This is a genomic window from Planctomycetaceae bacterium (assembly GCA_041398785.1).
Taxonomy (GTDB): domain Bacteria; phylum Planctomycetota; class Planctomycetia; order Planctomycetales; family Planctomycetaceae; genus JAWKUA01.
The window spans coordinates 46457-61464 of record JAWKUA010000001.1 but is presented as its reverse complement, the minus strand read 5'-3'; the positions used below and the strand labels follow the sequence as shown (position 1 = coordinate 61464).

Below are 15008 nucleotides of genomic sequence, written 5' to 3'. Positions count from 1 at the left end.
CACGTCTCTGGTGTCGCCATCACACCGTGACTCGCATTCCTGCCTCTCTCTCCCTTCGCCCCCGACACAAGTAGAGGACGTCATGAACGAGTTCCCGTCCGGCGCTCATCATGGGCCGCAGATTCTGCAATTCCCCGGCGCGGCCGCCTCAGCGCCTGCAGAAGCGACTCCGCCAGCTCCGCCTGAAGCGGCTCCGGCACCACAATCGGTGCTGGTCTTTTCCACTCGCCCAGGAGCACGGCAGTTGCTGGCCGATGACGTTCGCAAACGCGGCCTGTTTGTCTGCGAAACGGACAGTCCGGATGCCATGCTGTTTCACCTCAGCCGGCAGGAATTTCAGATCTGCATCATCGACGACGCCGACCAGGTGTCGCGGCTGCAGGAAGTCAATGCCGCCATTCGAAGCCATTCGAAGGCTGCCCAGATCCTGTGCCTGGTTTCGGAAGATTCCCGGTGGGGACGCGAAACGGTGCCGACGTTCGAATGCGAAATGATCGAACGGCCGTTCACCGCAACTCGCTTCGGTGCCGCACTGCTGACGGCCATTCAGAAGTGCGAACTGATTCGTGAAAATGAAAAGCTGCGACGCCAGTTGCTGAACCGCAACCTGATGGATCTGGTCGGCAGCACTCCCGCCATGCAGTCGCTGCGGGAAAGCATTCGCATCGCCGCCGCCGATGATCGCACGGTTCTGGTGCGAGGTGAGTCCGGCAGCGGAACAACGCTGATTGCCGAAGGACTGCACCGCTGCAGCCGCCGGGCCGGCAAGCCCTTCCTGCGAATCGATTGCAGCCTGCATTCGGTCGAAACGCTGGAACATCAGCTCTTCGGTGACGGAATTCCGGACGGCTTTCCCGGCTATCTGAAACTCGCGGAAGGCGGTTCCATCCTGCTGGACAACGTCGACACCGTGGCTCTGCCGTTTCAAAAGCGACTGGCTCAACTGCTGGAACAGCGCGCCACCGCGCTGCTGAATGACACGAAGGACGCTCCGAATATCCGCTTCATCGCCGCGACTCACTGCGACCTGAACCGCCTGGCAATGGAAGGACGGTTCCGCGACGATCTGCTGCAGCACCTGAGCGGCATCACGCTGCAGTCGCCGCCGCTGCGAGTTCGCCAGAACGACATTCCCCTGCTGGTCGAACACTTCATCGCTCAGTTTGCGCTGAAGGAAGGACGCCCGCCGCGGGAAATCACGTCGGAAGCCCTGCGAGTGCTCGAAGCGCACCCGTGGCCCGGCAACGTGCGGGAACTGCAGAACGTGATCGAACGAGCCTGCACGCTGTCCGTCACCGAAGCCATCACCGCCGATTCACTGCGGTCGTGGCTGAAGAACGAAGATGTCGAAGATGCGGGCGTCGAATCCGTCGGCATGACTCTTCGCGAAATGGAACGCAAGCTGATCGAATCGACATTTGCCCGCTGCAACGGCAATCGTGAACGAACGGCTCAGATCCTGAAGATCGGACTGCGAACGCTGTCCGGCAAACTCAGAGAATACGGCTACCCGCCGCGTGGGGGCCCGGGGTCCAACATCCGCGTTCAGCATCAAACCGCCGAACGCCGAGCAGCGTAAAACGCGAGACACCAGATTCGCGGCCCACGAAACGGGCGAGTTCTCGAAGAGGGAACTCGCCCGTTTGGCGTTTGAGATTCGACATCCGAGATTTCAGATTTCAGATTTCAGATTTCAAATCCCGGCGCCGCAATCCCCGTCTTGCAGCAATTGCCGGTTTCCCGGATAAAACCTTCGCACTTCTCCAACCCGTCACGAAGGCCCCGGCACGGATGCTGAACTGGCTTCGACAATCCTTTTGCTCCGATCTTGCCATCGATCTGGGCACCACGTCGACCCGCATCGGGCTGCCGGGAGAAGGAATTCGTCTGGACGAACCGTCTGTGGTCGCGGTGCCGAAAGGAACCAAACGCGTCGCCGGAAAAGGTGCCGCTGTGGGAAAGCTGGCTCACCAGATGCTGGGGCGAACTCCCGACAGCATCTCCGCTGTTCGCCCGGTTCGGCACGGAGTCATCAGCGATTTTGAACTCACCGAGGCGATGCTTCGCTACTTCATTCGCAAGGCCGCCCGGCAGAGTGTCGGTATGAAACCCCGCGTGGTGATTGCCGTTCCCGGCTGTATCACCGCTGTGGAAAAGCGAGCAGTCTTCAACAGCGCGGAACGAGCGGGTGCCGGTCAGGTCTGGCTGATCGAAGAATCGCGAGCCGCCGGAATCGGCGCCGGTCTGCCTGTTTCGGAACCGCTGGCCAGCATGATCTGTGATATCGGCGGAGGCACCACGGAAGTTGCCGTGATGAGTCTGGGTGATGTCGTCGCCAACCGCTCGATTCGAATTGCCGGTGATTCCATGGACACCGCGATTGCTCTGTACCTGCGACGAAGGTACTCCCTGCGCATCGGCGAACAGTCAGCGGAACAATTGAAACTGAACATCGGCAGCGCTGCGCCGCTCGATCACGAACTCAGCCAGGAAGTCAGCGGACTGGACACCGCCAGCGGCATTCCCCGAAAGGCCATGATCACCAGCGAAGAAGTCCGCGAAGCGCTGTACGAACCGCTGGAACAGATCGTCGACGCCATCCGCGGCACCATTGAACAATGCCAGCCGGAACTCGTCGCCGATCTGGCCGACACCGGCATGGTGCTCGCCGGCGGAGTCGCCCTGCTAAGAGGAATCGATCGCTACCTGAATCAGCACCTGGGCATTCCGGTTCGCATCGCCGAATCCCCGCGGAACACCGTCACTCGCGGCGCAATGATCTGCCTGGACCACCTGGAACAATGGCGGGACCGTCTGGACAACGGACAAAGGAAGGTGTGACCGGCGTTCGCATTTCGAATTCGCTTTGGAAGGCACCCTTTCGCCAGCACTCGATCGTTTCCCATGCAATCCTCCGTTCGCAATCTGTGGCTGAACTGCAGCGGTGTCATCCTGCTGGCGCTGCTGACCGCCGCTGCGGATCGAACCAATAACCTGACCGGCGTCCGTACAACGCTGCACGACGCCATCAGCCCCGGCCGATTCGCCGTGCTGGCCATTTCCTCCGTGCCCGGCCGCAGCGATGTTCCCCATGAAGAACTCGCAGCGCTGCAGGACGAACTTCGGCAAAACGAAATTCAGCGCCGCCACCTGCTGATCGAAAACGCCCGGCTGCGGAACCAGTTGCAGACATCTTCCAGGAACGCCGAAGCGGCCGTGATTGCGGGCCCGTCGCTGCTGCAGTACAGGGCCGTTGACGCGGGAGTGCTGAGCGGAAACGGAATGCCCGATCGTCTGAACGGCCTGTTCATCGATGTCGGCAAGTCCGCGGGACTGCGACGATCGGAACTGGTGCTGGATGGTTCCGGAATTCTGATCGACAAAGGGCGATCTGATGCTCTGCGGCCTGGAGATCAGGCGCTGTCCGGCCGGACCGTAGTGGGCCGCATCGAAAAAACGGGTCGCTGGGTCAGTCTGATTCAGCCGGTCACGTCGTCGCAGTTCACAGCGAGAATTCAGGTTGTTCGCCAGTCGGAACAGGGAGTCTACTTCGGTGCCATCGGACTGTTGACCGGTGACGACAACGGGGGCTGCGTGGTGACCGGAATTCCCTACACCGAATCCGTAACCGCCGGTGACAGCGTGTTCTCCGCGGACATTGAAGGCGTCAAGGGCCCCCGGCTCTTTTTCGGCACTGTGACGCGAGCCGACTTCCTGTCCGGCGGCGAATGGTCGATCACCGTCAAACCGGCCACCGATGTTTCTCAGGTGGATCGTGTCTCGGTGCTGCAGGCGGAACTCAGCGAAGAACAGCTCGCACGGTCGCCGTAACGATCTTTCCCGCATCACGCATCGGATCCTGCCGAAACCCGACCGATCCAATCCTGCTGCCAGGCACCGTACTGTCGCATTAAACCCGCCGCGTTCTGAACTTCCGCCATGCTGAAACGAAATCTTCTGACGGTACTGTTGCTGTGGGCCACGCTGGTGGCGGAACGTGCTCGACCGGACGTGTTGCCGGCCGGGTCGATCTTCTTCCCGGCCGTTGTTGCCGGCATGTTGTGGTTTCGAAGTTCGTCGGGACTGCTGATCGGCGGCGTGATGCTGATCATCGACTGGATCACTCGCCCGACGCCGGCCCCGGTCGTTCCCGTCTTCCTGACCGTGGCGGCGACAGTGCTGCTGGCATCCGATGCCGACGTGAATGAGTTTTCTGAACGACGCAGTCTGGTGCAGCGGATTCCGGAATGGCTGCGTCCCGCTCTGCTGACCGCTGCGGCACTGGTGGCGTACCGCGCGACAAATGCGTGGGCGACAACCTTCGATGCGGCCTCCATCGTCCGCTGCGCTGCGATTTCCCTGCCGCTCAGCTTGTTGCTGGGAATCGTGTTCCGCGCGGCCGACGATTTCGGTCTGCGGCGGCGAGCGGATACGATGCGATTCTGATGTCGCCGATCAGCGCACTCGATTGTTTGTATCGGCCGGAATTCGCGAGCCGGCTACCGAATGGAAGCCGGATGAGGGACGGTCACGGCAGACTGCAATGCTGAATCAACCTCGCCATACCGCCTTCGACATGCCGGACAGCGGGACCATCGGCCCCGGATCCGTGTCTCGGTTTCGATTTCTGGCGACGGCATTCGTCGCCGCCGCGGTCGTCGTTCTGGTGAGAATCGGGTATGTCCAATCCCGACTGCAACAAAGCTATCTGCAATCACTGGAAATCACGACGACCGAATATGAAGTTCTGCCGGCCCGCGACGGAAGGATCCTGACCGACAATGACGTGCTGGCGGCCGACGTCGATCAGTACGCCGTCGAAGTCCACTACCGCTGGCTGCAGGAACCTGTCGACGACGCGTGGCTGCGGCGCCAGGTGCGCGCCCAACTGACCAGCGACGAACGTCGTGACGAGAAACTCGTCGCCGACACGCAGGCCGCCATTCTTCAGGCCCGCGGAAATCTGTGGCAGGCCATGTCCGCTGTCTGCTCGCTTCCCGACAGTGAGCTGTGTCGGCGGCGCGAGACCATTCAGCAAACGGTGACGCGAATCGCCGACTCCGTGAACCGCCGGCGATTTTCCCACGACGTGCTCAGCGACGACGACCTGCTGAAACCGGATACCGGCGACGATGGCCCGCTGATGAGTTTCGCGTCCGCCGTGCGACGAGCCCTGACGGAACCGCCAACCCGGTCGGAAGCAGACCGAATCGTCGTTCGCGAAGAAGAAGATTTTCACGTTGTCGTGCCGGACGTGCCGCTGGCCGTGGCCGCGGAAATTCGCGAACACCCGGAACGTTTTCCCGGCGTCCGAATTGCCGCCGGAACGCAGCGAACGTATCCGCACACCCAATTTGCTCCGCATGTTGTCGGAGCACGCACGCCGCTGACTGACGATGAACTTGCCAAATCCGAGACTCCGGCTGGTGCACTGCGGCTGGCCAACTGGCGGCCGAAAACAGGTCGCTTCGGCGTCGAACTCAGTGCCAATCGGCACCTGAGCGGCACGCCCGGCCTGCGGAAGATCGTTCGCAATCGTCGTCAGGAAATTGTCGAATCGACAGAAGTCAGAAAACCGATCGCCGGACGCGACATCGTGCTGACGCTCAGCGTGCCGTTGCAGCAACATGCGGAGCGACTTCTCCAGGAAGCACTCGCCGAACGTCCCCCCGAGTTGCTGCTCAGCGATTCCAATGACGATCCCGATAAAAGCGAACCGCAGACGATACCCGTCGGTGCCAGCGTCGTTGTTATGGATGTTCAATCCGGCCGCCTGCTTGCCGCCGCGAGTGCTCCGAAGTTCGCTCTGTCGCTGTACGTTTCGGGATCTCAGCGCGACTGGGATGCCGCCAACGCGGACACGCGTCGCCCGTTCGTTTCGCGAGTCACCTCCATGGCGCTGCCACCGGGCTCCGTCTTCAAGCCCGTGACCGCCGCGGCAGGGATGGAATCCGGTGTACTCGACCCCGATGCAACGTTCTTCTGCCGCGGATACCTGAGCAACCCCGACGAACACCGCTGCCTGATCTTTCGGCTGTACGGTTCCGGTCACGGCAATCTGACTCTGCGCCGGGCACTTTCCGAATCGTGCAACGTCTATTTTTTTTCGGTGGCACAGAAGACGGGGATTGCACCGCTGGTCGACTGGTCCGAACGATTTGAATTCGGGCGCCCCACCGGTGTCGACCTTCCGTTCGAAAAAAAAGGAACACTGCCGTCATCGGAACGAACGATCGGTGCGGCGCAGTCGGGCCGTCGCGGCCTGGAACGCGAAGCTCTCGGCCTTGCGATTGGCCAGTCACAGCTCACCGCGACTCCGCTGCAGATGGTCCGGATGATGGCGGCGATTGCCAACGGAGGCTGGCTGGTGACTCCGCATGTCGTCAGCCAGGACGGCGTCGCTCGCACGGCTGGCGACATTAGTGACGCTCCGCATCCGAATCCGCGCCGGCGAATTCCCGGGCTGCAGGTATCTACACTGGAACGAATTCGGGAAGGGCTGACGGCCGCGGTTCAGGAACCTTCCGGAACCGCCTTTCGAACGGTGCGGCTACCTGTCGTCGCCATCGCCGGAAAAACGGGCACCGCAGAAACGACTCCCGGCAAGCCGGACCACGCCTGGTTCGCCGGCTACGTCCCGGCAGATCGTCCACAGTTCGCGTTCGTGGTCGTGTTGGAACACGGCGGCAGCGGAGGCCGAACGGCCGGACCGGTAGCCAGAGAACTCGTGCGCCGCATGTTGGAACTCAGCCTGCTGTAACACTGCTGGGGCAAGCGACCGATGAATACCTGTCGGCCAGGCTTTGTCGGGAGGTCGACGTGGTCCCGTAGCCGACTTCCGCTATGTCAACAGTCCCGGCAACCACGCCCGCGACATCGGAGCCAGGTCGCTGCACTTCCGCCACTACAACCCCGCTACCGACCGCTTCAAGAGCGAAGACCCCGCCGAGGACGATCTCAACCTGTACCGGCATGTCCAGAACAACCCCGCCAACGAAGCATAAAAAAGGTTCCTGACACGAATGGCACTGTCGCGGTGAGAGATGCGCGGAGACTGGTCTGGGGCGAAACGGAGGAGTTTTGGCCAAAGAAAGGTGTCAGGAACGAATGTCACTGTCGTGGTGAGAGATGCGCGGAGACTGGTCTGTGGCGAAACGGAGGAATTTTGTAGGATCCGCCGTCGGAGACCGGTCTTGAGTTGTTCGGGCCGTCTCTGGTATTCATTTTGGAAACCCTCTCTGGAGAGTCTGTGCCAACAGAAACCAGGGAGGGTTTTTCCATGTCCAGAATACCATCTTCTTTGAATCCTCGCAGGACCGACTTTCAATGCGTCGTGGCGGCTTTCCTGGCACAGCCTGGTCTGCCGTTTGCCTCGGTCCTTTCCGCCGAACGCATCGAACGCATTTTCGCCAGGCACGGAAACCTGTTTGGGATTGGTCAGATCTATTCCACGGCCGTGATGGTCTGGGCGTTTGTGTGCCAGGTGCTGCAGGATGGCAAATCGGCTTCGTGCCAGGCCGCGGTGGCTCGCGTGGCCGCTCATCAGCAGCAGATCGGCGGGCCCGTGCCCACAGCCGACACCGGCGACTATTGTCGTGCCCGGGCCAAACTGTCCGAGGCCGCTCTGCATGACCTGAGCGTTGAAATCGCCGACGAACTGGAAGACGGGGCCGATGCCGCCTGGTTGTGGAAGGGCCTGCACGCCAAACTCATCGACGGCTTCACATTCACCATGCCGGATACCGCCAGGAACCAGGCCGTGTATCCTTCGCCGAAGACTCAGAAGAAGGGAGTGGGGCTGCCCATCGCGCGGGCCACGATTGTTCTGTCGCTGGCCACCGCCGCCGCGCTGGAACTGGCGGCCGGACCCTATTCCGGCAAGCAGACCGGGGAAACCGCGCTGCTGCGGGATCTGCTGGATTCCTTCCACGAAGGCGACCTGGCCGTCATGGACCGCTACTACTGTTCGTTTATGATGATCGCTCTGCTGCTGAGCCGCGGCGTTCAGGTGTGTGCCCGCATGCACCACAAACGGCGCGTCGACTTTCGTCGCGGACGACGGCTGGGACAATACGATCATATTATTGTCTGGACCCGGCCCGCCCGACCGCAGTGGATGGACGAAGACACCTATGCCACGATCCCCGAGACTCTGGAACTGCGTGAGATTCGCTTCAATATTGAGGAACCGGGGTTCCGTACGAGAACCATCACCATTGCCACCACGCTGACGAATGCCGATGTCTGTTCCAAAGCGGATATCGCTGAGTTATACCCCGAGCGGGGTAAAGTGAGGTATTCTGGCTCGCGGCGGAAGAGGTGTTAAATGTATCAGTGTTCGCCGCGGCCAGTATATATGGTTTCCGATGGAACTCGGAGCTGGATATCCGTTCGATCAAGCAGTCGCTGAACCTGGCTCATGTGCGCTGCAAGTCACCGGAAATGGTTCACCGCGAACTGTGGACCACTCTGCTGGGCTATAACCTGATCCGGACGACGACCGCTGCGGCGGCGGTATTCCATAAGAAGCAGCCGCGGCAGATCAGTTTCACCGGCACGTGCCAGTATGTCCTGGCGTCCCGGACACTGATGTGCGGACGTTTGATTGCGGCCGGCGACGTGGAAGCGTATTGTCGCGAGATGCTATCTCAGATTGCCCGGTGCGAAGTCGCCAACCGTCCGGGCCGCGTGGAACCGCGAGTCATCAAGCGCCGCCGCCACGGCTACCCGCTCATGCAGGAACCCCGCGACGTGCTCAAAGCGAAACTCCTCAATGATGATAACGGGAAAGCCTGAAACGACTTACATCCACGACAGTGCCATTCGTGTCAGGACCCATTTTTGCGCCAGAGATGCCGCGGTCGGCGGCGGACGGTGGGAGGTGTTGCGAGGGGTGCCTATTCCCTGGGCTCGGGAGCACCGGCGGCCTGGATCGGAGCGCTGCGCAGGATTGACTCGAATTCCGGTACGGTCAGGTCCGCCGGACGCTGCCAGTAGATCCAGCTCGGATCGTCGATCACGCGGAATTCTGCTTCGTCCTGAAGAAACCGGTCACCGGGACGGCCAAACTTCTGCACGATCGCCTTTTCCTCAACAACACGCTCGCCGGTCTCGCTGGTGGAGATTCGGTAGGCGTTCGAAAAGCCGGTCATCGTGACTGTGAAATAGTCCGTTTCGGGATCGACGTTGCGCCAGACGGCGACGCCGTAGAGCGCGTTTTCGAGCGGGTTTTCGGCATCAACCGGAACGGGTTCAGGAAATGTCCGGACCGCCTGAACGCTGTTGAGCAGAGGAAGGCCGGCGGCATCCTGGCGGAATTCGCGTCGCAGGACCGACTGCTGAACTTCCAGATTGACTTCATCCGCGTAGGCTGCCTGTGACCCTTCGTCGGTCGTTTGCAGGATGAAGCGAGGAAGCAGCACGGGCTGAGCCTGCACGGGATCGGCAGGATTCGCAGGCTCCAGCGTGGGATCATTCAGCTTCCGGACAAGTTCTTCGCTCTTGTCTCCCGCCAGGTCGGACGGCAGACGCGAGATCACGCGATAGACCATGTACCAGACCAGCTCGCGACTGGTTTCGCCGGTCTTCGGATCCGTGATCGGCATTCTGACGTAGCGCATCGGTTTGTACTGAACTTCCGCAATCCGCAGAGCCGGGTAGCCCGGGCCCAGAATCGGTTCCTCGGCGGATCGCTGCTTCTTTGGCCCCAGCATCTCGTCGACGCTGACGGCGATCGAACTGCTGCGAACGAAACCACGATCAAGCGGAGCCTTGATCAACTGCGCGCTTGCCGATTCGCACAAACTCAGCATTGCGGAAACGGACAGAGCAACGGCAAGAATTCGTGGCGATTTCATACGAACTGTCATGCGATGAACCTTTCCGAAGCTTCGAATCGGCTACCCGATTCACTGGAAGCCGGCCGGGGGCTTCCTGAACTGCCTTATTGACGCAGCTTGCGCCCGTGTCGTGAACGGATATTACCAACCGCGCCTGGCATTGGGGACAACTATAGCCATGCCGTAAACGGCCAGTCAATAAGATGTTACGACCAGAACAGGCCCGAACCGATCCGCGTACCCGGCAGAGTCCGGTTTTGCGGATGGCAGCGCCTGACAGTAGTATCGGCTTGCAGCGGGGCGAATTTCCGGGCGGATTGCCGAGCGGCGGCGATTCCGGGCGTCAAAATTCACCCACAATCTGCAGGTCTTCGCGATTTCCCAGCCAACTGAAGACCTGTGGGTCAAGATTCTCGCTCATGAACCTGACCGACCCGTCGGCCAGCAGGAACTGTGCTCCTCCGGTATGCTGGCTGCTGAAGCCGCCGGTCGTGGTTTGAGACGGCGGTTCCTTCGGCGTCGAGGCGTTCAGTGTTTCGAAGTATTCCGCATACTTCCCGCCGTCGTTGGTCGGCACGCCGGTATTCCGCAGAGTCGCCGCCGTTCCCGAAAGCCAGCCCAGGTCGTTTGAGTTTTTGACACCGATCTTTTCGCCGACGAGGATCGTGTTCGAAGCGCCGTCCCGAATCTGGCGATAGTTGATGCTGCTGTTCAGGAACAGCAGTCCGTTATTGTCCATATCGATCGGCACATCGTCGCCTCCAAAACATCCGACATAGCTGCCGGCCACTACGGTGCCCAGTCCTTCCACCTGCGACTGAAAGTTGTAGTCGGACGGGCATGACAACACGTCCAGTTGCAGTGCGCGAATTCGCTGGTTCGCCGCGCCGTAGGCTCCCTGGACGAAATCGAACTGCGAGAAAACGTTCGACTGATCCAGCATCGGCAAGATCTGGATGGTCCAGCTTATGTGATAGCCGGACGGAACGTTCAGAATCGGTCCGGTTGGATTGACGCTGCCGGGCGGCAGCATCTCGAATGCCATGTCGTAGTTATGCATAGCAATCCCCAACTGCATCAGGTTGTTCTTGCACTGAGTTCGCCGAGCGGCCTCGCGCGCCTGCTGCACGGCGGGCAGCAGCAGCGCGATCAGGATGGCGATGATGGCGATCACCACCAGCAGTTCAATCAGGGTAAAGCCGCGGTGGCGGGACATTCCGCCAGCGGCGCCGCGCGGTGTCTGTTTTTCCGTTGGCACGGCGTCGGTCCGTTGAGCGGGATTGACGAATCGCGAATCAGGGTTCATTTCTGCACCTTCACCTTGCGGGTGACCTGCACGGGCAGGTCTTCGTTAGACGGATATCGTGCCACAACCGTTGCGAAACTGTCATCCACACGGATCAACACCGTTGCCGTATTTGTCTGATGAATGACTCCTGCGGGAATGGTCCACGTTTCGCCGTTGTAGTCACCACGCAGCATGGCCGCTGTCGCGCGGCGCACCCCGGCTCCGGCAAGTTGCTGAGTCTGGACGTACTGCAGTTCCTGCTTCATCTGGCGCCGATCCGCGACGGCTCGCCGAACGTACTGGGCCACCAGCAGCGACGTCAGCAGCAGCAGAACCAGCACCATCGCCGTGATGGCTCCGCGACGCCGCGGGGCTGCAGGATTCGGAACCAACCCCGCCGAATGGTGCCGGACTTCGCAGTTCCTGATCATGGTGAACCTCCGGATTCAGGCAGTTGAAACAGAAGTTCCACGAACCTGCGCGGCGAGGCATCAGCGTTCGGCGGCTGACTGCCGGACGTTCGTACATACGGCGGATCGGTCAGCCGCAGCGTCAGCATTCGCTTGGCGTCGTCGAAATCGAACTTTGACTCTGTGCCGGCCGAAAAGACAAAACGTTCGCGTCCGGCAAGCTGCTGATTCGCGACCGCCGTGCGGTTGACGATGTTTTCATCCAGTTCCCACTGCACGACCGATTCGTCATCAAAGGTCAGAATCAGTTGGTCGTCCTCTCGCGATGCGTTTGCGGCTTCGGTGGCGTCTGTTCGAAGTACCTGCTGCAGCCGCAGCAGCGTGCGCTGTTGCCGCGACAGTTCCGAATCCCGCTGATCGGCCTTTAACACGCTGTGGATGCAGACGCCGGCGAGCGCCAGCAGCGTGCTGGTCAGCAGCAGGTAGATCAGATAGTAGTGGAACAAAGCGCCTCGCCGACGGTCCGGGAATTGTCGGCTGTGCCGCGACGCTGTGGAGGATCTCATTCGGCGTCCTCCGGCTTCCAGACCACCAGTGACCGCTGCAGTTCCGGGTATCCGTCAGCCGGCGCACGTGAAATTGTGATTCGAATCGGCTGAAGTGCTGAATCGTCGCCGTCCGCTGCTGTCGGTGATTCGATCGTCAGTTGAGTATCGGAATAGCGCTGCACGAACCAGTCGGACAATTCGATGTCTTCCGGTTTCGATCCGGCATTCAGTCGTTCGGCGATATTGCTGAGTTCCACCAGAGTGAACGAATCAAGCCGCGTGGCCTTGCGCTGGTGACCGACGGCGGCCAGCGCCGGAGCCAGAACCAGCATGACGGCCGATAGCAGAACGGTACACACCACCATCTCCACCATCAGCGACCCCTGCCGCGCGGGAAGGCCGGTTGTACGGGATTGATACGTGTGAACGGCGTTCGAATTCATGTAACAGATCCGGAATCCTGGCTACGAAAGGTCGTTGGTCAGCTTGATGACGGGCAGGAACAGTGCGATACAGATGAAGCCGACGATGAGTCCCATCAGAATCACGATCGTCGGCAGCATGGCGTTCGTCAGCCTGCCCAGCCATACCTGACGGCGGCGTTCAATTGTTCTTGCCAGGTGCAGCATACCCCAGTCGACGTGATTGTTTCGTGACGCGGCATTCAGAAACGCCGCTTCACGCCGTCTGAGCAGATGCAGGCGGCGCATCGCCTGGAAGCAGTCTTCGCCGGATTCCACGGCCTGCCGCAGTGTACTGACGCGAGTTGCCGCAAGCCCCGGGCGCAGTTCGCTAAGCATAAAGTGAAGCGTCTCCCGCACCGTTTGTCTGGCCGCCACGGTCACACTCAGCATTTGCAGCAGCAACGGCGTCCAGTATCGCGGGATGTGTTCCGTCCACAACAGCCGCCCGTGAGAAACGTACTGGTAGTGTCCCCACGTCGCGTAAACAGCGACTATAGCGAAACCGCTCAATAGCGGCAGCAGCACGAGATACCAATACTGCAGCGACCAGTCAGACACATCAATCAGGGCTGATGTCATGGCGGGCAGATCAGTGCCGAAGTCGTAAAAGATCTTCTTGAATTTCGGCACGATGAAGACCATCTGGAATGAGATGATCGCCGTGGCCACAATTCCCACCAGGCTGAGCCACAACAGAGAGGCCGGCAGAGTGCCCGACACGGCCGAATTCGATTCGCCGGGATTCATTAAACGAAGTGCTTCGTCGGTGAGCACCTGCCGCAGTGTTCCGGTCTTTTCCCCCACGCGAACGGCGACGGTGGTCCTTTCCGGCAGCAGGCCCGGAATCGACGCGATGGCATCGGACAGCGAACTGCCGTGTTCAAGAAACAGTCGCAGTTGAGTGACCTTAGTGCTCCACGGTTCGGACGATTCCTTCGCCAGAGCATCCAGACCATTCAGCAGCGACGCGCCGTGTCCGACTCCGGTGGCCAGCACCATCAGCAGCGATGACTGCCGGATCGGTTCCGGCCGGTTCATCATGAACAGCACTGCCTGCAGATGTCCGCCGCTCATATCAGGCCAGATCATTCAGAAGTTTGATGAGCGGCAGGAACATTGCGATGACTCCCAAGCCGACAAGAACTGCACAAACAACAATCGTGATTGACTGCAGAAACATCGCGAACAGCCGGCCCTGACCCACCGAGGCGTTCTGCAGCAGATCGGCAAGATTGTCGAAGGTCGCCGCAACCGACCGGCGATGTTCGGAATCGTCCAATCCGCCGACACTGGCGGTAAGCATTGACATGGGCAGACCGTTCAGTTTTTTTGTGGGAAACGGGTGCGGAGACCCGCTTTCGAGATGCCGAGCCAGCACTCGTCCTTCCACCATGACCGACTGGAACCCGCTGCCGGCGGTCGCCGTTCGAATGGACTCGGCGTAGTCACCACCATTGCGAATCATCGCGGCGAGAATCCGGGCGACTCGACTTTGCATTGTCCAGCGGAAGCCGACTCCCAGTAACGGGACGCTCTCAAGCAACTCGGCAACTCGGCCGGTAGTCAGCAGCCAGAAGAGCAGGCACAGTGCGGCGAATGCCACACCCGCACTGATGTACCACGCGGCGATTCCGCCGGCAGAAAGCATCGACGACAGGTCCAGCATCGACCGTGTGATCAGCGGCAGTTCCGTTCCGAAGTCGCTGAAGATCTTCCCAAAATCCGGGACGACAAACGCCAGCAATGCGTACATACCCAGCGACACGACAGCCATCATCGCCACAGGGGCGACAATGTTGATCGCAAACTGCTGATTGCGAATACCCGTGCTCAGCAGCGATGGCATCAGTTCGGCAATCGTGCGGGCCTTTTGAGTCGTTTCGATGCCGGAATCCATCACGGTCTGCAGTTCACCCGGCAGTGCGCCAACGAGATTTCCCAGATTTGTGTTTCCGGATTCCAGCCGGTCGGCAAAGCGGTGCAGCAGCCGTCGCGGCCGCTTTGACAGGAACTCGCGGGCCAGCAGCCAGATGACAGGAACCGCCACGAAGCAACCTGCTGCCGAGATCCAGGGAATTGCAACGGCACCGTCGGACAGCATCCACCTGAAACCGGCAAACGCGAACACCACCGCTGCGGCGAGCTGAATCCAGGGAAAGATGCTCAGGAACGGATGCGAAAACGGCTCCGCGGCGATCGCTCGCACGGCGTCGTGAGCCGGCAGATCCGTCAGCAGCGCTTCCCGCAGTGATTCTCCGATTCGCAACTGGTACAGCCGCGGCAGGTCCGGCATTCTGCCTCCGCCGATTGCATCCAGAGACAGTTTTGTCGAACTGACCAGCCGCAGACCACGGGCCGAAAGCTGTACCGTCAGGGCATCCTCATCGTCAGCGTCCATCATCCCGTGAATGGGGACGTGCTGTTGTGTGATGGCTTCGTAGCGGTAAGTCGGCATATCC

General features: G+C 60.5%; 15 protein-coding genes. 8 read left to right on the top strand and 7 right to left on the bottom strand.

Translation table 11 applies throughout. From position 1 onward, the window contains the following. The first annotated feature begins 82 nt into the window (after positions 1-82). The 8 genes from R3C19_00315 (at position 83) to R3C19_00280 (ending at position 8796) form a co-directional block, all read left to right on the top strand. Positions 83-1579, top strand: a complete 1497-nt coding sequence (locus R3C19_00315) for a sigma 54-interacting transcriptional regulator (GenBank protein MEZ6058785.1) — start codon at positions 83-85, stop codon at positions 1577-1579. A gap of 212 nt (positions 1580-1791) precedes the next feature. Continuing rightward, the gene (locus R3C19_00310; GenBank protein ID MEZ6058784.1) at positions 1792-2841 is read left to right on the top strand and encodes a rod shape-determining protein; all 1050 of its coding nucleotides are present in this window, start codon (positions 1792-1794) and stop codon (positions 2839-2841) included. A 63-nt stretch (positions 2842-2904) separates the two neighbouring features. Then, positions 2905-3831 carry a rod shape-determining protein MreC gene (locus R3C19_00305; protein MEZ6058783.1) on the top strand — a complete coding sequence of 309 codons (927 nt, stop codon included), beginning with the start codon at positions 2905-2907 and terminating at the stop codon, positions 3829-3831. A gap of 108 nt (positions 3832-3939) precedes the next feature. After that, positions 3940-4446, top strand: coding sequence for a hypothetical protein (locus R3C19_00300; GenBank protein ID MEZ6058782.1), 507 nt, complete (start codon positions 3940-3942; stop codon positions 4444-4446). Between the two features lie 97 nt (positions 4447-4543). After that, positions 4544-6760, top strand: coding sequence for a penicillin-binding transpeptidase domain-containing protein (locus tag R3C19_00295; GenBank protein MEZ6058781.1), 2217 nt, complete (start codon positions 4544-4546; stop codon positions 6758-6760). A gap of 43 nt (positions 6761-6803) precedes the next feature. Then, positions 6804-7004: an RHS repeat-associated core domain-containing protein gene (locus R3C19_00290; protein ID MEZ6058780.1), complete on the top strand. Its 201-nt coding sequence runs from the start codon at positions 6804-6806 to the stop codon at positions 7002-7004. A 275-nt stretch (positions 7005-7279) separates the two neighbouring features. Beyond that, a complete protein-coding gene (locus tag R3C19_00285; GenBank protein MEZ6058779.1) occupies positions 7280-8326 on the top strand; it encodes an IS4 family transposase in 1047 nt (348 codons plus the stop codon). Beyond that, positions 8320-8796, top strand: a complete 477-nt coding sequence (locus tag R3C19_00280; protein MEZ6058778.1) for a transposase — start codon at positions 8320-8322, stop codon at positions 8794-8796. Before R3C19_00285 ends, R3C19_00280 begins: the two co-directional genes overlap by 7 nt. 101 nt (positions 8797-8897) lie before the next feature. On the opposite strand, the gene R3C19_00275 is transcribed toward R3C19_00280, so the two are convergent. From R3C19_00275 to R3C19_00245, 7 genes are all read right to left on the bottom strand, one after another. Next, a complete protein-coding gene (locus tag R3C19_00275) occupies positions 8898-9869 on the bottom strand; it encodes a hypothetical protein (GenBank protein MEZ6058777.1) in 972 nt (323 codons plus the stop codon). 313 nt (positions 9870-10182) lie between these two features. Then, the gene (locus R3C19_00270) at positions 10183-11145 is read right to left on the bottom strand and encodes a DUF1559 domain-containing protein (GenBank protein MEZ6058776.1); all 963 of its coding nucleotides are present in this window, start codon (positions 11143-11145) and stop codon (positions 10183-10185) included. Beyond that, entirely contained in the window at positions 11142-11558 is a 417-nt protein-coding gene (locus tag R3C19_00265) for a hypothetical protein (GenBank protein ID MEZ6058775.1), read from the bottom strand. The genes R3C19_00270 and R3C19_00265 overlap by 4 nt, the downstream gene beginning before the upstream one ends. After that, complete coding sequence (locus tag R3C19_00260) at positions 11555-12103, bottom strand: hypothetical protein (protein MEZ6058774.1); 549 nt, start codon at positions 12101-12103, stop codon at positions 11555-11557. Before R3C19_00260 ends, R3C19_00265 begins: the two co-directional genes overlap by 4 nt. Continuing rightward, entirely contained in the window at positions 12100-12528 is a 429-nt protein-coding gene (locus R3C19_00255; GenBank protein MEZ6058773.1) for a hypothetical protein, read from the bottom strand. The genes R3C19_00260 and R3C19_00255 overlap by 4 nt, the downstream gene beginning before the upstream one ends. Before the next feature lie 21 nt (positions 12529-12549). After that, the gene (locus R3C19_00250; GenBank protein ID MEZ6058772.1) at positions 12550-13638 is read right to left on the bottom strand and encodes a type II secretion system F family protein; all 1089 of its coding nucleotides are present in this window, start codon (positions 13636-13638) and stop codon (positions 12550-12552) included. After that, the gene (locus tag R3C19_00245) at positions 13625-15004 is read right to left on the bottom strand and encodes a hypothetical protein (GenBank protein ID MEZ6058771.1); all 1380 of its coding nucleotides are present in this window, start codon (positions 15002-15004) and stop codon (positions 13625-13627) included. Before R3C19_00245 ends, R3C19_00250 begins: the two co-directional genes overlap by 14 nt. Positions 15005-15008: the final 4 nt, after the last annotated feature.